General features: G+C 68.9%; 15 protein-coding genes. 3 read left to right on the top strand and 12 right to left on the bottom strand.

Annotation, left to right across the window (positions count from 1 at the left end; translation table 11 throughout):
- A partial coding sequence (locus tag DBR34_RS08275) for a DEAD/DEAH box helicase (RefSeq protein ID WP_219928237.1) occupies nt 1-1561 on the bottom strand: 1561 nt, incomplete at its 3' end.
- A 20-nt stretch (nt 1562-1581) separates the two neighbouring features.
- Nucleotides 1582-2376: an exodeoxyribonuclease III gene (xth, locus tag DBR34_RS08270; protein WP_128096438.1), complete on the bottom strand. Its 795-nt coding sequence runs from the start codon at nt 2374-2376 to the stop codon at nt 1582-1584.
- A 169-nt stretch (nt 2377-2545) separates the two neighbouring features.
- On the opposite strand from xth, the gene DBR34_RS08265 reads away from it, so the two are divergent.
- From DBR34_RS08265 to DBR34_RS08255, 3 genes are all read left to right on the top strand, one after another.
- On the top strand, nt 2546-3289 hold the full coding sequence (locus tag DBR34_RS08265) for an SOS response-associated peptidase family protein (RefSeq protein WP_128096437.1): 744 nt from the start codon (nt 2546-2548) through the stop codon (nt 3287-3289).
- A 104-nt stretch (nt 3290-3393) separates the two neighbouring features.
- A complete protein-coding gene (locus tag DBR34_RS08260) occupies nt 3394-3804 on the top strand; it encodes a response regulator (RefSeq protein WP_128096436.1) in 411 nt (136 codons plus the stop codon).
- A 10-nt stretch (nt 3805-3814) separates the two neighbouring features.
- Complete coding sequence (locus DBR34_RS08255; protein WP_128096435.1) at nt 3815-4774, top strand: cation diffusion facilitator family transporter; 960 nt, start codon at nt 3815-3817, stop codon at nt 4772-4774.
- 13 nt (nt 4775-4787) lie between these two features.
- Here DBR34_RS08255 and DBR34_RS08250 read toward each other — a convergent pair whose 3' ends face one another.
- From DBR34_RS08250 to malQ, 10 genes are all read right to left on the bottom strand, one after another.
- Nucleotides 4788-6728: a response regulator gene (locus DBR34_RS08250; protein WP_258223753.1), complete on the bottom strand. Its 1941-nt coding sequence runs from the start codon at nt 6726-6728 to the stop codon at nt 4788-4790.
- Entirely contained in the window at nt 6715-7572 is an 858-nt protein-coding gene (locus DBR34_RS08245) for an ATP-binding protein (RefSeq protein ID WP_128096433.1), read from the bottom strand. The genes DBR34_RS08250 and DBR34_RS08245 overlap by 14 nt, the downstream gene beginning before the upstream one ends.
- A complete protein-coding gene (locus tag DBR34_RS08240; RefSeq protein WP_128096432.1) occupies nt 7572-8588 on the bottom strand; it encodes an ATP-binding protein in 1017 nt (338 codons plus the stop codon). The genes DBR34_RS08245 and DBR34_RS08240 overlap by 1 nt, the downstream gene beginning before the upstream one ends.
- On the bottom strand, nt 8579-8980 hold the full coding sequence (locus DBR34_RS08235) for an ATP-binding protein (protein WP_128096431.1): 402 nt from the start codon (nt 8978-8980) through the stop codon (nt 8579-8581). Before DBR34_RS08235 ends, DBR34_RS08240 begins: the two co-directional genes overlap by 10 nt.
- A complete protein-coding gene (locus DBR34_RS08230) occupies nt 8977-9342 on the bottom strand; it encodes an STAS domain-containing protein (protein ID WP_128096430.1) in 366 nt (121 codons plus the stop codon). The genes DBR34_RS08235 and DBR34_RS08230 overlap by 4 nt, the downstream gene beginning before the upstream one ends.
- A gap of 1 nt (nt 9343) precedes the next feature.
- Nucleotides 9344-10204 carry an STAS domain-containing protein gene (locus DBR34_RS08225; protein WP_128096429.1) on the bottom strand — a complete coding sequence of 287 codons (861 nt, stop codon included), beginning with the start codon at nt 10202-10204 and terminating at the stop codon, nt 9344-9346.
- Nucleotides 10205-10396: 192 nt separating this feature from the next.
- Complete coding sequence (gene glgX, locus DBR34_RS08220) at nt 10397-12535, bottom strand: glycogen debranching protein GlgX (RefSeq protein WP_128096428.1); 2139 nt, start codon at nt 12533-12535, stop codon at nt 10397-10399.
- Nucleotides 12532-12693, bottom strand: coding sequence for a DUF2934 domain-containing protein (locus tag DBR34_RS08215; RefSeq protein WP_128096427.1), 162 nt, complete (start codon nt 12691-12693; stop codon nt 12532-12534). The genes glgX and DBR34_RS08215 overlap by 4 nt, the downstream gene beginning before the upstream one ends.
- Nucleotides 12694-12704: 11 nt before the next feature.
- The gene (gene treY, locus DBR34_RS08210; protein ID WP_128096426.1) at nt 12705-15254 is read right to left on the bottom strand and encodes a malto-oligosyltrehalose synthase; all 2550 of its coding nucleotides are present in this window, start codon (nt 15252-15254) and stop codon (nt 12705-12707) included.
- A gap of 1 nt (nt 15255) precedes the next feature.
- Nucleotides 15256-16957 (bottom strand): 4-alpha-glucanotransferase (gene malQ, locus DBR34_RS08205; RefSeq protein ID WP_308812521.1); only part of this gene is annotated, 1702 nt, incomplete at its 5' end.

Below are 16957 nucleotides of genomic sequence, written 5' to 3'. Positions count from 1 at the left end.
CGGAGGGGTAGCGGCCGGCCAGCATGCCCAGGGTGGCATCGAAGGCACTGCGTGGCAGCGTGCGATAGGGCGCGGCGCGGCGCACGCGGGCGAACCACGCATCCACCTGCAGGGTGTCCATGGCGGCCGCCGCCACCGTCTGCTGGGCCAGTACATCCAGCGGGTTCTGTGGCGGATCCACCGCTTCGATGCGCCCGGCCAGCATGCGCTCGATGGCCACGGTGGCGTCGATGAGGTCGCGCCGCGTGCGCGGGTACACCAACCCGGTGGAGGTGCCGCCGACCTGGTGGCTGGCGCGCCCTACCCGTTGCAGCGCACTGGCCACCGACGGCGGCGCTGCCACCTGGATCACCAGGTCGACCCGTCCCATATCGATGCCCAGCTCCAGACTGGAGGTGGCCACCACGCAGCGCAGTTCGCCGGATTTCAGCGCCTGTTCGATCTCGCGACGCTGCTCCTTGGACACCGAGCCGTGGTGCGAACGCGCGATCAGCGCCGCCGCCCCGGCCGCACGCCCGGCAGTGCCGCCGTTGAACGAACCGTAATGGCCATCTGCAGGCAGCGCGTCCTGTGCGTCTTGAGGAGGTACGTGCAGGCCCGGTTCGCGTGCGACGCGGTCTGCATACAGCTCGTTGAGCCGCGCGGTGAGTTTTTCGGCCACGCCGCGTGAGTTGGCAAACACGATGGTGGCGCGTCGCGACAGCACCTGGTCCAGGATGCTGGCTTCCACATGCGGCCAGATCGAACCGACCCGGCCCGCCAGCGCATTGCCGCCCTCGCCCGCCGGCGAGGGAATATCGGCCATGTCCTCCACCGGCACCACGATGCGCACGTCCAGTTGCCGGTCCGACGGCGGGTTGACCACCGTGACCGGCCGGTCGCCGCCCAGGAAGCCGGCCACCTGTTCCACCGGACGCACCGTGGCCGACAGGCCGATGCGCTGCACGGGTTGCCGCGCCACTGCGTCCAGGCGTTCCAGGCTCAGCGCCAGGTGGGTGCCGCGTTTGCTGCCGGCCACTGCGTGGATCTCGTCGATGATCACCGTATGCACGTCGCGCAGGCTGTCGCGCGCCTTGGAGGTGAGCATCAGGAACAGCGATTCGGGCGTGGTGATCAGGATGTCCGGCGGCCGCCGCAGCAGCCGCGCGCGTTCGGCGCTGGTGGTATCGCCGCTGCGGATCGCCACCGACAGCGCCAGCGCCGGGTCGCCCCGCTGCTCGCGCTGTGCGTTCACGCCTTCCAGCGGTAGCTGCAGGTTGCGGTGTACGTCCGCGCCCAGCGCCTTGATCGGCGAGATGTAGAGCACGCCGGTGCCGTCGCCGGGCACGCGCGGCTGCAGCGCGCGCAGCCGGAACAGGCGGTCGATGGCATGCAGGAACGCGGCCAGGGTCTTGCCCGAACCGGTCGGCGCGATCACCAGCGTGTGGTCACCGGCCCCGATGGCGGCCCATGCGGCGGCCTGCACCGGCGTGGCGGCGTCGAACGTGGACGTGAACCAGGCGCGGGTGGCCGGTTCGAAGGCAGCCAGTGATGGCGTGGCGTCGGGCGTGGAAGTGGGCATGGGCGGAACAGATGATCGCCTCAAGGCGCGTTCACCACCACCCATGTGGGCGCATGGTCGCTGGCCTTGTCCTGCAGACGCACCCAGCGGTGCACGCCCGCATCCTTCAGGCCGGCGGCCAGTGCGGGGTTGAGCAGCAGGTGGTCGATGCGCAGGCCACGGTCGCGCTCGGCGTGCTGGCGGAAGTAGTCCCAGAACGTGTAAATCGTCTCGTCGGGATGGCGTGCACGCAGTGCGTCGGTCCATCCCTGCGCCAACAGCCGCGCGTAGGCATCGCGCACCGCAGGTTGCAGCAGTGCATCTTTTCGCCAGGCCTTGGGGTCGTACACATCGGCGTCGGTGGGAATGACGTTGAAGTCGCCCATGATCACCACCGGGTGCGGCAGCGCCACCAGGCTGCGGGCGTGTTTGATCAGGCGCTCCATCCAGCGCAGCTTGTAGTCGAACTTCGGGCCCGGTTGCGGATTGCCGTTGGGCAGGTAGAGGCCCGCTACGACGATGCCGTGGATGGCCGCTTCCAGGTAGCGGCTCTGGGTGTCGGCCGGTTCGCCCGGCAACCGCCGGCGACTTTCAATCGGCGTCACGCCGCGGCCCAGTAGCGCCACGCCGTTCCAGCGCGCCTCGCCCTGCCACAACGCGCCATAGCCCGCCTGTTCCAGCTCGGCGACCGGAAACGCAGCGTCGGTCGCCTTCAGTTCCTGCAGCGCCACCACATCGGGCTTCTCGGCCTCCAGCCACGCCAGCAGGTGCGGCAACCGTGTGCCGATGCCATTGACGTTGTAGGTGGCCAGGGTCAGGGTCTTGCGCCGCGCCATCAGGCGATCCTCGCCAATGCAGTGAAGGTGCGGCAATGCCGCGCCACTGCGCGTGCGTCGGGTAACAGAGGCAGGGAACCGTTGACCATGGGGTCGATTAGACGCCCCTGCATGTCATCGGCGCGTCACCCTGACCGGCGGCTCACAGCCGCCTCCGTACCCTGCGGGGATGCGCCGCTTCGCCCAAGCCATCGCCGACCCTTCCTCGCTGCCCGACGGACTGCCGGCCTCGCTGGCCGATGCACTTGCCGCCGCCCCGGACCACTACAACATCGGCAAGAACGGCAGCGCCACGGTGCTGGCCCGCGACGGTGATGGCAGCCTGGTGGCGGCGGAGATGCGCTGGGGCCTGATACCGCGCTGGTCCAAACAGCCGTCCACGCCCTACACCACCGTGACCGCGCGGCTGGAGCGCGCCGCCAAGAGCCGCATCTTTGCCCAGGCCTGGCAGCAGCGGCCCTGCGTGGTAGCCATGACCGGCTATTACAAATGGGATCGACAGCGCCGCCCGCCGTGGCCGTTGTTCGTACAACGCACCGACGGCCTGGCGCTGCTGGCGGCCGGGCTGTGGGAACACTGGGCCGGTGAGGATGGGCAGGAGATCGACAGCTTCACCGTGCTGACCGCGCCGAACCCCGGTATCCCGGCCCCGCTCACGCCCGACGGCCCGGTGTTCATCGATGCGCCGGTGGCGATGGCGTGGCTGTCCGGTGCCTTGCCTACGCCCGCCGCATTGCAGGCACAGGCGGCCACGCCGGCCCTGGAGGCCTATCCAGTGAGCCGCGCGTTCCGTGATCCGACGCGCGACGATTACACCCTGCTGGAACCGCTGGACCCGGCCGCGGAAGGCGCCGACAACAGCGCCGCCGCGTGGGATGGCGACGGCCTGGACGACGAAGAAGGCACCGACTAGCACCCGCGTTGCCCGCATGCTTTTGTCAACGGCGACATAACACAACTTGGCGCTGCGTTGACATCGGCAGGCACAGGATCAAGTTCCCCCTCAGTAAAAACCCCATGAACGGTAGTATTCGCATTCCCCCCTCGCGTGGCGTCGTCCTGGTTGTGGAAGACGAGATCGACGTTTCCCGGTTGTTCGTCGAAGTGCTCAGCCAGGCCGGTTATGACGTGGTACCGGCGTACTCGGTCACCGACGCACTCGGCACCCTGGTGTACCAGCGTTTCGATGCCGCCGTACTGGACATCGAACTCGGCGACGGGCCGGTCTTCCCCGTGGCCGATCGCCTTGCCCGCACCGGCACCCCGTTCCTGTTCGCCTCGGCGGTGTATGTGCAGATGGTGCCCAAACAGCATCAGGGCGTTCCCTTTGTCGGCAAGCCATTCAACATCGACGAGCTGGTGGCACGCGTCCACGACGCCGTCGAACGCGGCCGCAATGGCCCACCCTCCAACCGCGCGGCCGACTGAGCCTCCCGCCATGGCCGCGCCGTCCGGTTCCCGCCTGGTCATCTACGCCGCGCTGGTAGGCAACCTGTGCATCGCCATCGCCAAGTTCGTGGCCGCCGGCCTGTCGGGCAGTTCGGCGATGCTCAGCGAAGGCGTGCATTCGCTGGTGGACACCATCAACGAGGTGCTGTTGCTGTATGGCCTGCGCCGCTCGGAGAAGAAGCCCGACACCGTGCATCCGTTCGGGTACGGGCGTGAACTGTATTTCTGGAGCTTCATCGTGGCCCTGCTGGTGTTCGCCGCCGGCGCCGGCGTATCGGCGTATGAAGGCATCCAGCACATCCGCCACCCCGAGCCCGCCACCAACCACCTGATCAGCTACTCGGTGCTGGGCATCTCCATCGCGTTTGAAGGCGCGTCGTGGTGGATCGCGCTGCGCGAGTTCCGTGCCACCAAGGGCACGATGGGCTACTTCGAGGCGTTCCGCCGCAGCAAGGACCCCACCACCTTCACCGTGCTGCTGGAAGACAGCGCCGCGCTGCTGGGCCTGGGCTTTGCGCTGGTCGGCCTGCTGGCCGCGCAGCTGCTGGACATGCCGGTGCTCGATGGCGTGGCCTCGCTGTGCATTGCCGCGGTGCTGGCGGTGACCGCCTTCCTGCTCGCCCGCGAAACCAAGGGGCTGCTGGTGGGCGAGCCGGCCCATCCCAGCGTGGCCAACCGCATCCTGGCGGTGGCCAACACCGACCCGGACCTGCGCAACGCCAACGGCGTGACCACCATGCAGATGGGGCCTGACCAGGTGGTGGCGATGCTGAGCGCCGAGTTCGAGGACGACCGCACCACCCCGCAGATCGAGGCGTGCATCACCCGCATCGAGAAGGCAGTGAAGGCCGAGTACCCCGAGCTGGTGGCGTTGTTCGTGAAGCCGCAGACGCCGGAGGTGTTCCGCGCGCGACGGGCGGCGCTCGGCGAGCCCCGTCCGTCGCCCTGAACCGGCCCGTCGATCAGACGACCGGCAGCATCTGGCGCACGCTGCGCAGCAGTTCGTTGACGCTGAACGGCTTGGGCAGCAAGGCCATGCCGGTGCCCAGGAAATCGTTGCGCACGACGGCGCTCTCGGTATAGCCGGTGATGAACAGGACCGGCAACTGCGGGCGCAATGCACGCGCCGCATCGCCCAGCTCGCGGCCGTTCATGCCGGGCAGGCCCACATCGGAGAGCAGCAGGTCGATGCCGCGCTCGGAATGCAGTTCCAGCAGCGCCTGTTGCGCGTTGATCGCCTCCACCACCTGGTAGCCCGACTCCACCAGCATCTCGCGCACCATCATGCGCACCGAGTCGGTGTCGTCCACCAGCAGGATGCGCTCGGACCGTCCGCGCGGCACCTGGGTGGGCTGCGGCGTCTGTTCGGGACTCAGCAGCTGGCCCTCGGGCAGCAGAAGTTCGATCTCGGTACCTTCCCCGCGCTCGCTGGCGATACGCGCACTGCCGCCCGACTGCCGGGCAAACCCGTACGTCATCGACAAGCCCAGCCCGGTGCCCTCGCCCTGCGGCTTGGTGGTGAAGAACGGCTCGAAAACCTTGGTGAGCAGCTCCAGCGGAATGCCGGTGCCGTTGTCGAGCACCTTCACGCTGATGTAGTGCCCGGGGGCCAGCTCATGGTCGCGTTCCACCAGGGTGCGACCGGCCCGGATCCGGATCAGCCCCTGGCCGGCCAGCGCATCGCGCGCGTTGATCACCAGGTTGAGGATCACGTTCTCGAACTGGTTCGGATCGGCCACGGCCACCATGGGCTGCGCGCCCAGCTCCAGTTCCAGCTCGATGTTCTCGCCGATCGACCGGCGCAGCATGTCTTCCAGCGAGCGGATCCGCGCCACCACGTCGAAGGTCTGCGGGTCGAGCGGCTGCTTGCGTGCGAAGGCCAGCATGCGCTGGGTCAGGGCGGCGGCGCGATGCGCCGAGGCCGTGGCGATATCGACATAGCGCGATGCCTTGTCCCAGGTACCCCGGGCCACGGCAATCTCGATCATGTCCAGGCCGGAGATGATCGTTGTCAGCAGGTTGTTGAAGTCGTGCGCGATGCCGCCGGTGAGCTGGCCCAGCGAATCCATCTTCTGCGCCTGCAGCAGCTCGACCTCGGTGCGCTGGCGTTCTGCGATCTGGAAGGCCAGTTCCGAGGTCGCGCTTTCCAGTTCCTGGCGCTGCTCGGTCTCGCGCGCGTGGCGTTCGGTGGTGTCCTGGATCAGCACCAGGCCCTGGCCCGGCGCACGGTACGGCGTGACGCGCCATTCGGTGATCCGCGTCGATGCACCCGCGCGCAGGGTGAGGGTGCCCTGCCAGCGCTCGCCCTCGGCCAGCGCAACCTTCAGTGCGCTCAACGGCATGATCTGGTCAGCCAGCAGCGCATCCAGTCGGCCCGGCGCCCGGTCTTCACCGAGCAGCCGCACGAAGGCGTCGTTGGCATCGTGGTAGCGCAGGTCGGCGTCGAGTACCGCGATCGGCGCGTTGATCTGGCGGAATATCTCGCCAAAGCGTGCTTCGGCCTCGCGCAGTGCTTCTTCCGAGCGGCGCGCGCGCAGCAGCGTGCGCAGCGTGGCCAGCAGTACGTCAGGATCCACCGGGTGGATCAGGTAGGCATCCGCGCCGGCGTTCAGGCCGGTGATGAGGTCCCCGGTGGCGATCGAGGCCGCCGACACGTGCACCACCGGCAGCAGCCGCATGCGCGGGTCGTCGCGCAGCTGCCGCACCACGTCGAACCCGCTCATGTCCGGCAGGTTGACGTCCAGCACCAGCGCGCCGAAATCCTGGCGGGCCAGCTGTGCCAGCCCTTCGCCGCCGGTACCGGCCTCTTCGACCTTGTAGCCGTGGTGCTCGAGCACGCGCCGCACCGCATAGCGGGTTGCGGCGTTGTCATCCACCACCAGGATGCGATCAGAGTTCGGCACGGGGCGCCTCCTCGGCAAGCTTGTAGGGCAGCACAACGTAGAAATCCGAGCCTTCGCCGACCACGCTGTCCACGCCCACATGGCCGCCCAGCAGCTCGGCAAACCGCTTGCACAGCGACAGCCCCAGGCCGGTGCCGCGCAGGCGCTTCTGCAGCGGGGTATCCACCTGGACGAAATCCTCGAACAGGGTGGATTGCAGCTCGGCCGGAATGCCGATGCCGGTGTCGCGCACGCTGAAGCGCACCGAATCGTCGCCCTGCATGCGGGCCGAGACCACGACCTGCCCGTTGGGCGTGAACTTCAGGGCGTTGGAAATGAAGTTGCGCAGGATCTGCGCCAGCTTCTTGTCATCGGTGTACAGCATGGGCAACGCCGGCGGGTCCTCGAACAGCAGGTCCAGCCTGTCCCCTTCCACCAGCGGGCGGAACATGCCGCGCAGCGCCGAGAACAGGTCCATCAGGTCGAACCAGGCCGGCGAAATGGTGATGCGGCCGGCCTCGATCTTGGCCAGGTCCAGCAGGTCGTCCACCATCTCGCGCAGCTCGCTGGTGGAGGCGCTGATGAAGCGCACCTGGCGGCGCTGTTCGTCGGTGAGCGGACCGTCCATGCCGTCTTCCAGCAGGCGCGTCATGCTCAGGATAGAGCCCAGCGGCGTGCGGAATTCGTGGCTCATGTAGGACAGGAACCGGCTTTTCAGCTCGGAGACCTCGCGCAGCTGCTCGGCCTGCTGGTCCAGCTCGGCGTACAGCGCCAGCACGCCCTGGTTGGTTTCGTCCAGTTCGGCGCGCAGCGCGTCGGCTTCCATGCGCAGCTGCTGCATCTGCTGATCGTTGGCAGTGGACATCAATGTATATCTCCAAGACGCAGCGCAACGATGCCGACATCGTCGCGGCCGCGGTCGAAATCACGCTGCAGTACCGCTACGATCAACGCCGGGTGGCGATGGACCAGGCCGGGGTAGTCGCGCAGGCTCCAGCGCGCCTGCAGTCCGTCACTGTGCATGACCAGCAGCGTGCCTGCAGGGGTGTGAAAGTGGAAGGGTTGTGCCTTGCGGAACTGCACCCCGACGATGCCCGGGTGCGAGGCCATCCCGCGCGAGCCGGTGGGCTCGCACAGCGAGGCGGCAATGTTGCCGATGCCGGCGAACTGCACGTTCTGCGCACCCGGTCCGACACACGCCACGGCGGCGGCACCGCCGCGGCTGCCGGACATGCCGGCATGCATCGCGCCGATCAGCGTGGCGGCGTCGAAGCCCGAGGCGCTGGCCATGGCGGCCGTGCCGGCCTGGGCGGCATCGGCCGCCGGCAGGCCATGGCCCAGTCCATCGATCAGGGTCACTACGGTGTTGTGCCCATCGGCGCGCAGGTGCCAGCCATCGCCGCAGGCCACTTCATGGCGCATGGGAATGCGCAGCGCGCCGTAGGCCAGGTCGATGTCCGGCGCGGACCGGCTTGGGTAAATGCGGGCCACGATCACCGCGCCGCGTGCATCGGACCAGGCATCGAGCACCGTTGCCTGGCGGCGGATGGCGCCCAGCCCCAGCCCCTGTGTTCCGCCGGTGGAGACGCCGTCGGGGAGGCATTCGGAGAGCGAGAAGCCGGGGCCGGCATCGAGCGTGCACAGCTCCACGCCGCGGCCACTGCGGCCGCAGACCAACGACAGGTACATGCGCCCGCCGCGACCATGCTTGATCACGTTGGTGGCCAGTTCGGTAGCGGCCAGGGCCACGCGCCCGGCATCCATCTCGTCAAACCCGGCATGTTCGGCCAGGGCCAGCGCTTCGCGCCGGGCCTGTCCAACCTGCGAGACCTCCTCGACCGCCACCACCCGGGTCACCTGGCCGGTGAAGTTCAGGTCCATTTGGTGATGGCAATGCGCGTGCCTTCGCCTGGCGCGCTGTCCAGCTCGAAGTCGTCCACCAGCCGGCGCGAACCGGACAGCCCCAGGCCCATGCCCGAGCCGGACGACCAGCCATCGGTGAGGGCCTGGGCCAGATCGGGAATGCCGGGCCCCTGGTCGGTGAAGACCAGGCGCACGCCCTTGCGCAGGCCGCTTTCCAGGATTTCCCAGGCCATGGTGCCGCCGCCGCCGTAGATCACCGCATTGCGTGCCAGCTCGCTGGCAGCGGTCACCAGTTTGGTCTGGTCGATCAACCGCAGCTTGCAGGCCACCGCCACCTGGCGCGCAGCCTGGCGTGCCAGCACCACATCCTGCTCGACGCGGATCGGCAACACACCGGTCGGCGCGGTCATGGCAGGTCTTCGTCGGTGCGCTGCAGCAGCTTCATGCCGCGCTCGACGTTGAGCGCGGTACGCACGCCGCTGAGGGTGAGCCCCAGCTCCACCAGCGTGATCGCCACCGCCGGCTGCATGCCCACCACGACGGTGGTGGCATCCATGATCCGGGCGATGGAGGAGATGGTGGAGATCATGCGCCCGATGAAGGAATCGACGATATCCAGTGCCGAGATGTCGATCAGCACGCCGCGCGCGGAGGTGCGACGGATCTTCTCGCTCAGGTCGTCCTGCAGGGTCAGCGCCAGCTGGTCATGCATGTCCACCTGGATGGTCACCAGCAGCAGATCGCCCATCTGCAGAATCGGAATGCGTTCCATATCAGCGCTCTGCCCGTACCACCGTCTGCCCGGTGCGCTTGAGCGCCAACGCCAGCGCGTCGGCCAGGTTGGCCTTGGTCACGATGCCCTGCAGGTCCAGGCCGAGGTGCACGATGGTCTGGGCAATCTGCGGCCGCACACCGCTGATGATGGCGTCGGCGCCCATCAGGCGGATGGCGGTGACCGTCTTGAGCAGGTGCTGGGCCACCAGGGTGTCCACGGTGGGCACGCCGGTGATGTCGATGATGGCGATTTCCGAGCCGGTATCGACGATCCGCTGCAGCAGCGATTCCATCACCACCTGGGTGCGCTGCGAATCCAGCGTGCCGATCATCGGCAGCGCCAGCACGCCTTCCCACAGCTTCACCACCGGGGTGGACAGCTCCAGCATTTCTTCCTGCTGGCGCTGGATCACGTCTTCGCGGGTCTTCTGGAACGCCTTGACGCTGTGCAGGCCCAGCAGGTCCAGCAGTTCGGAGATCGCCCACAGCTGGTCGCCCAGCAGCGCCGTGTCGTCGGCGTACCCCTGTTGGAGGAGGTCGAACAACGGGCGCTTGAGCGAGAACAGGAAGCGGGCGGTTTCGGCCGAGTCGAAGCCCTTGAGCACGCGGTCGCGCGAGAGGTCTTCAAGGAAACGGCGGGTCTCCTGCCAGTCGGCGCCGATCAGGCTGCCCGTGTTGGCCACCGACAGCGCCTGCAGGAACAGGCGCCAGAACTCGCGGGCCTGCGTATCCAGTTCGCGGGCGGACAACCGCCCGTCCTGGGTCTGGCCACCACCGGTAAGGCTGTCCATCCACTGGGCCAACAGGGTCTCCTGGTGGCTTCGGATGAGGTCGATCGTGCGCTGCTGCAAAGCCGCCATGCGGAATTCCTGCAAAGAGAGGTGGAGAGCCAGACCGGCGCACCTGAATGGGCGCCGGGACGCGAGCTTAAATCAATTCAGGTTGCTGAGGAGCGTACGGTGAAGCGTCTGATGTGAAGCAATTGCCCACACAGCTGACTCGTTCATGTAACGCCTCTTGCACCCTGCCTGCATCGCGCCCGATCCGGTGCCTCAGCCCCCTGCCGGAGCAGCCCAACCGCGCACCGGACGGCTGGCCAGCAGGGCCATGCTCCGGTCAGGAAGCGCGAGCCCACCGCCCTCGTCCAGAACCGGTGCCTGCCCTGCCGTGGTGGACAGCAGCACGCGCCACTGCCGGTCGCCCGGCGCAGGCACCGCGAACCGGACCTCGGCATGGCCGGCGTTGACCACCAGCAGCAGGGTTTCATGTTCGGGGCCGTGCTCACCGTCATCGACATCGCTTCCGCCCATCTTGAGCATCAGCACGCGTGCCTCCGGATCGTTCCAGTCGGCCTCGCCCATGGCGGCCCCATCGCTGCGCAGCCACTCCACCGAACCTCCATCGCCTCCGTCGCGGGCGTCCAGGAAGCGTCCGCGGCGCAGGTGGGGATAGCGCCGCCGAAGCTTCAGTGCCTTGCGCACGAATGCGGTCTGGCGCTTGCCCGCCTCCGAGGCGGCTTCGGCCCAGTCCAGCCAGGTCAACGGGTTGTCCTGGCAATAGGCATTGTTGTTGCCCTGCTGGGTGCGCCCGAACTCGTCGCCGGCCAACAGCATCGGCGTGCCCTGTGCGAACAGCAGGCTGGCCAGCAGGTTGCGCATCTGCCGCGCGCGCAGCGCCAGCAGATCCGGATCCTGGCTCGGCCCTTCGGCCCCGTGGTTCCAGGAGATGTTGTGGTCGCTGCCGTCGCGCCCGTCCTCGCCGTTGGCCTGGTTGTGCTTGTCGTTGTAGCTGACCAGATCGTGCAGGGTGAACCCGTCGTGCGCGGTCACGAAATTGACCGACGCCGCCGGCCGCCGACCCTTGTGGTTGAACAGATCGGCCGAACCCATGATGCGCGTGGCGAACTCGGGCAGCTGGCCGCCATCACCCCGCCACAGTGCACGTACGTTGTCACGGAATTTGTCGTTCCATTCGGCCCATCCGGGGGGGAACTGGCCCAGTTGGTAACCGCCCGGGCCGATGTCCCACGGCTCGGCGATCAGCTTCACCTGGCTCAGCACCGGGTCCTGGCGCACCGCGTCGAGGAAGCTGCCGGACGGATCGAACCCTTCGCGCTCGCGCCCCAGGATGGTGGCCAGGTCGAAGCGGAAGCCGTCCACGTGCATGTCCTGCACCCAGTAGCGCAGCGAATCCATCACCATCCGCAACGCACCGGCGTTGGTCAGGTCGAAGGTGTTGCCGGTACCGGTGTCGTTGACGTAGTAGCGCGGGTTGTCGGCCAGGCGGTAGTAGCTGGCATTGTCGATGCCCTTGAACGACAGCGTCGGGCCCAGCTCGTTGCCTTCGGCGGTGTGGTTGTAGACCACGTCCAGGATCACTTCCAGCCCGGCCGTATGCACGCCGGCCACCATCTGCTTGAACTCGGCGATGGCGTTGGTGGCCAGCAAGCGCGGGTCCGGCGCGAAGAAGGCCAGGGTGTTGTAGCCCCAGTAGTTGCGCAGGCCACGCTCGAGCAGGTGCTGGTCGTCCACGTGGGCGTGCACGGGCAGCAGTTCCAGCGCGGTGGCGCCCAGGTGCTTGAGGTGGTCCAGCAGGCTGTCGTGCTTGAGTGCGGAGAACGTGCCCCGCGCCGATTCGGCGATGTCCGGGTGCAGCATCGACAGGCCGCGCACGTGTGCCTCGTAGATCACGGTGTCTTCCCATGAGACGCCCGGCGGACGGTCGCGCCCCCAGGTGAAGGCCGGATCGACCACCGCGCACTTGGGCATGAAGGGCGCGCTATCGCGTTTGTCGAAACTCAGGTCTTTGTCGCGATGGCCAACGGTGTAGCCGAACAACGCCGGGGCCCACTTCAGGTGGCCCACCACCTGGCGGGCGTACGGGTCCAGCAGCAGCTTGTGGGGATTGAAACGGTGGCCTGCCTCGGGCGCGTAGGGGCCATCCACGCGGTACCCATAGCGCTGGCCCGGACGCGCGTCGGGCAGGTAGCCATGCCATATCTCGTCGGTGTACTCAGGCAGCACGATCCGCTCCACCTCGCGTCCGCGCTCGTTGAACAGGCACAGCTCCACGCGGGTGGCGTGGCGGCTGTAGAGCGAGAAGTTGACCCCTACCCCGTCCCAGGTGGCGCCGAGCGGAAAGGGGCGGCCGGCGCGCACGCGCGAGGTCTGCACCGAGGGAAGCGGGCTCATCGGCGCGGCTCCTTGCCGGCCGCCGCCTTCAGTTCGGCCTCGAGCAATCGCTCGGCCATCAGCCAATGGCGCGTGCTTTGTCCGTCCGGGCGGCCCTCGGCCTCCCAGATCTGTCGCGCCAGTTCTGCAATGCGTTCGCGTCGTTCGTGCTCTTCCATGGGTCCCGGCTTCAGTAGTGGATCAACAGGGTTACGGGGCTGTCCGCAGACAGCACCCGCAACGGAACAGAGGCGGTCTGACTATCTACAGTCTGACCGGTGAGTACGTTGCGATAGCGCCCGGGCGGGACGCTGACCCGGGCGCCTCCCCAGAACCGCGCCGGCAACGCGGCAGTGGCGTGGGTAGCCGGCCCGGCGCTCATTCCGATGGCCACCACCAGCACCAGGCGCTGGCCCTGATGCTGGCGGCACAGCGCCAGCACGCGGTCGGGTGCGGTGGTGGGCAGCGGCTGGTAGTCGCCGTGCGCGAACAGTGCGGGCATCGCGCGCCGCACCTGCAACAACGCGTGCAGCAGCCGCGCCTTGACTGCGCCGTCATGCCAGGCCACCAGCAGCTGTGGCCAGCGCCGCGTCTCGTCGAGCCACGCGCGGCGCGTGGTGTAGTCCACGGGGCGACGGTTGTCCGGGTCGACCAGCGACAGATCCCAGCCTTCGGTGCCTTGGTACAGGTCCGGCACGCCGGGAATCGTCAGGCGCAGTGCCGCCTGCACCAGGCTCAGGCGCGCCCCGGCCGGCGCCAGCCGTGTCACCGTTGCGCATAGCGCCTGCCGCAGCGGCTGCGCGGCGGGTGCGCTGAACACGGTGTCCAGCAGCGTACTGGCCGCGTGCTCATACGCGGCGTCCGGGTCGCGCCAACTACTGCGCAGGCCCCCTTCGCGCAGGGCCTTGCGTTGCCATTCGGCCACACGCTGCGCGAAGCCGTCCGGGACCAGCTCCGCCTCGGCCGGCCAGGCCGACACCAGGGTCTGCCACAGCATCAGCCGGTCGGCAGGATGCATCGCGGCCGCACCGAGGGGCGCGGCAAGGCGTTCGAAGCGGCGCACGTGCGTATGCCACCATTCCGGCCAGTGGGACACCACTGCCAGGCGCATCCGCGCATCTTCACCGCGCTTGTGGTCATGCGTGGCCGTGGCCAGCAATGCACGCGGGTGGGATCGCCCGCGCTCGGCCGCGCGCGCGTGGAAATCCGCCACCGGCAGTCCCAGCACGGCGGGATCGCTGCCGACCTCGTTGCGCGACAACTGGGCGGCGTAGCGATAGAAGCTGCAGTCTTCCACTGCCTTGGCGGTCAGCGGCGCGCTCAGCAGCTGGACCTGTTGGCGCAGGCGCAGGCAGGCCGCGCGCAGCGTCGGCGGTGCATCTACTGCAAGCGGCGCCAGCACCCAGCCCAGGATGTGCTGGATCGCCGTTGTCACTGCCGGGTCGGCGCTGGCGCAGGCGGCCTGCGCCGCCTGCTGCCAGCGGCCACGGTCGGCCGCTGTGGCCGCCTCGTCGTCCAGGTAGCTGCGGTACACCGGAAAGTGAATCAGCAGCCGCGCCGCTGCGGTGCCGAGCAGGGACGTGCCCAGATCTGCCGCCGGTCCACCGGCTTCGTCGGCTACTTTCGCCAGCAGGGCCACCAGCGCGTCGAACTCCGCCTTCAGGCCGCTCGCCAGCACCTCCACGCGCGCCTGCCGCTCGACCTGCCCCACATCGCGCGGGTCCGCCGTGGCCTGCCGCCACTGCGCAGCCAGCTTCGCGCCACCGGCGATGTCATGCAGCAGTCCGCCCACCTGGTCCATGGCGTCATAACCGGTGCTGCCATCGCACGGCCAGTGGGCAGGCAATTGCTCGTCAGGGCCCCGGATCTTCTCCACCCACAGCCCCAGCGTGCCCGGCGCCAGCTGCCGCGCCGCGCCCGCCGCGTCAAGCGCGGTGCGCAGCGTGCGCAGGTAGCGGGTCGGATCGCGCAGGCCATCCACATGGTCAACCCGCACCCCGTCGATGACACCGTCAGCGGCCAGCCGCAACGGCAACGCATGCACCGCCGTGAATACCTCCGTGCGCTCCATCTGCAGTGCCGCCAGCGCGCTGATGGTGAAGAACCGCCGGTAATTCACCTGCGCATCGCCGCTGCGCCACCACGCCAGCCGGTAGGCCTGGCGCGCCAGCACCGCGGCCAACGCGCGGGCCGGCATGCCGGGCGTGGCGTCGGCCTGGGTCTCGGGGGCCAGCGGATAGCGGCCCTCCGGCAACACCAGCCAGGCGGTGCCGTGTGCATCACGCTCCACCTTGAGCACGCCGTCGGCAAGCGCCGCCGCCAGCGGGCGGTCGAGCACCGGCAGCCACAGTTTCCCGTCGCGGCCGGGCGCGTTCCAGTCGATGTCGAACCAGGCGGCATACCGGCTGGCCTGGCCGTGGGTGAGCACATCGGCCCAGTACGGGTTGCTCGGGTGCGCGGCCACGTGGTTGGGCACGATGTCCACGATCAGCCCCATGCCATGCCTGCGCGCCTGCTCGGCCAACCGGATCAGCGCAGGCTCACCGCCCAGTGCCGGGTTGACCGTCGCCGGATCGATCACGTCGTAGCCGTGGCTGGAACCGGCCACGGCACTGGCAATCGGCGACAGGTACAAATGGCTGATGCCCAGGTCCGCGTAGTACCCAAGCTGGGCCTGCGCAGCCTCGAAGGTGAAGCCGGCATGCAGCTGCACCCGTGCGGTAGCCCGGAACGGCACCATCTCAATCCTCCTTTCCGCGCGCGGCGGCAAACCGGCGCAGCGCCGCGTGCAGCAGGTGGCGCGGGAGCGGCTGCGGCAGGCGGTGGCGCCAGTTGGGATACACCGCCACGGTACCCGGCAGGTTCACCTGCTCGCGCAGCCCCAGCGCGTCTTCCACCGGCAGCAGCGCCAACGGTGCGGGGCCGGTGGCGACGAACGCAATCGCGGCATCGTGCAGGGTGTCCGGGCATGCCTGGTCGGCCCCCACCGCAACGGCGAGCTGCGCGGCTTCCTGGCGGCGCCGCGCCATGGCCGCCGCGGTGACGTCGTCGCTGTCGTTGGCCAGCCGCGCACGCACCGCAATGTCTTCGCCGCGCTGCCAGCCTGCCAGCGTCGGCAGATCGTGGGTGCCGGTGGTGGCCACGGCCATCGTGCGCCACAGGTTGGGCGGCAGGAATTCACCGTCGCTGGCACGGGAGAAGGCAAGCACGTCCATGCCCATCACGCCGCGCTCGGCAAGCCGCTGGCGGATGCCGTCGGGCACCACGCCAAGGTCTTCGCCGATGACGATGCAGCGGTGCCGCCATGACTCCAGCGCCAGCAGGTTCAACAGGTCGTCCAGCGGATAGCGCAGGTACGCACCCTCGCCCGACCCAGCCCCGTGCGGCACCACCCACAGCCGCTGCAGGCCCAGGATGTGATCGATGCGCACGCCGCCACGATCCCGCATGACCGCGCGCAGCAGTGCAATGAAGGGCGCAAACCCGGTGCGCCGCAATCCATCGGGCGAGTAGCTGCTTACGCCCCACACCTGCCCGTGCGGTGCGAACGCATCCGGCGGTGCACCCAATACCAGCCCGCGCAGCGCGGTGTCGCCCGCAGCCGCCGCTTCGGCGCCGTCCGGCACGAAGCCCACCGCGAGGTCGGCGATCAGCCCGAGTGCCATCCCGCGCGTGCGCGCACGCTGCTGCACCTGCGCCCAGCTTCGGGTCGACAGCCACTGCGCAAAGCACTGCAACGCCGGGTCGGGCTGGCCCAGCGCCGCCGCGTTGAAGGACGCAAAGCGCGCCAGCGCCCTGCCCCCTGCCTGCTGATGGTGATGCAGCGCCGCCTGCAGATCCTGCGGCGCATCCTGCATGGCCTCGAACCAGCGCGACAGGCGCGCCCATTTGAACGCCGCCGCGCCCGCCCAGTCGATCAGGCCATCTGGCGGTGGCATCGGTGCCTGGTTATCCACGTCGTCGGCCTGTACCCACGGCGGCGGCGCGGTATACACCGGCTCCAGGAAGCGCCGGTCGCTGGGCGAGTACGGGCTGAAAAGAGGTTCGATCCGGCCGGCCGCATGCAGTGGGCTGAGCGCCAGCGCATCGCCCCCGGCGGCATGCACGCGTCGGCACCACGCGGCCACCCCGTCGCTGTCGCCAATGCCGGCGTCGGCGCGCGACCGCCCCGCATACACCTGCAGGGTGGCACCCCAGCGGCGCGGCGTGGGCGTACCGCTGGCATCGGCCACGCTGAAACAGCGGGCCGGCGCGATCGCAACGGCGTGTTCGTCCGCGCCCACGCGCAGCGTCCAGTAACCGGGCCGGTCCGGACAGTGCCAACCGCCCACGCTGTCCCGACGTGCCGGCGTAGTGCGTCCTTCCTCGTCGCACCACACGGCGTGGGCCGCATCGGGCGGTCCAATCGTGAGCGTCGCACCCGCCAGCGCGGTACGCAGGCGG

It is taken from the genome of Stenotrophomonas sp. HMWF003, from assembly GCF_003061285.1.
Classification (GTDB): domain Bacteria; phylum Pseudomonadota; class Gammaproteobacteria; order Xanthomonadales; family Xanthomonadaceae; genus Stenotrophomonas; species Stenotrophomonas maltophilia_AP.
The sequence above is the reverse complement of the archived record's forward strand: the minus strand, read 5'-3'. Positions and strand labels throughout refer to the sequence as shown.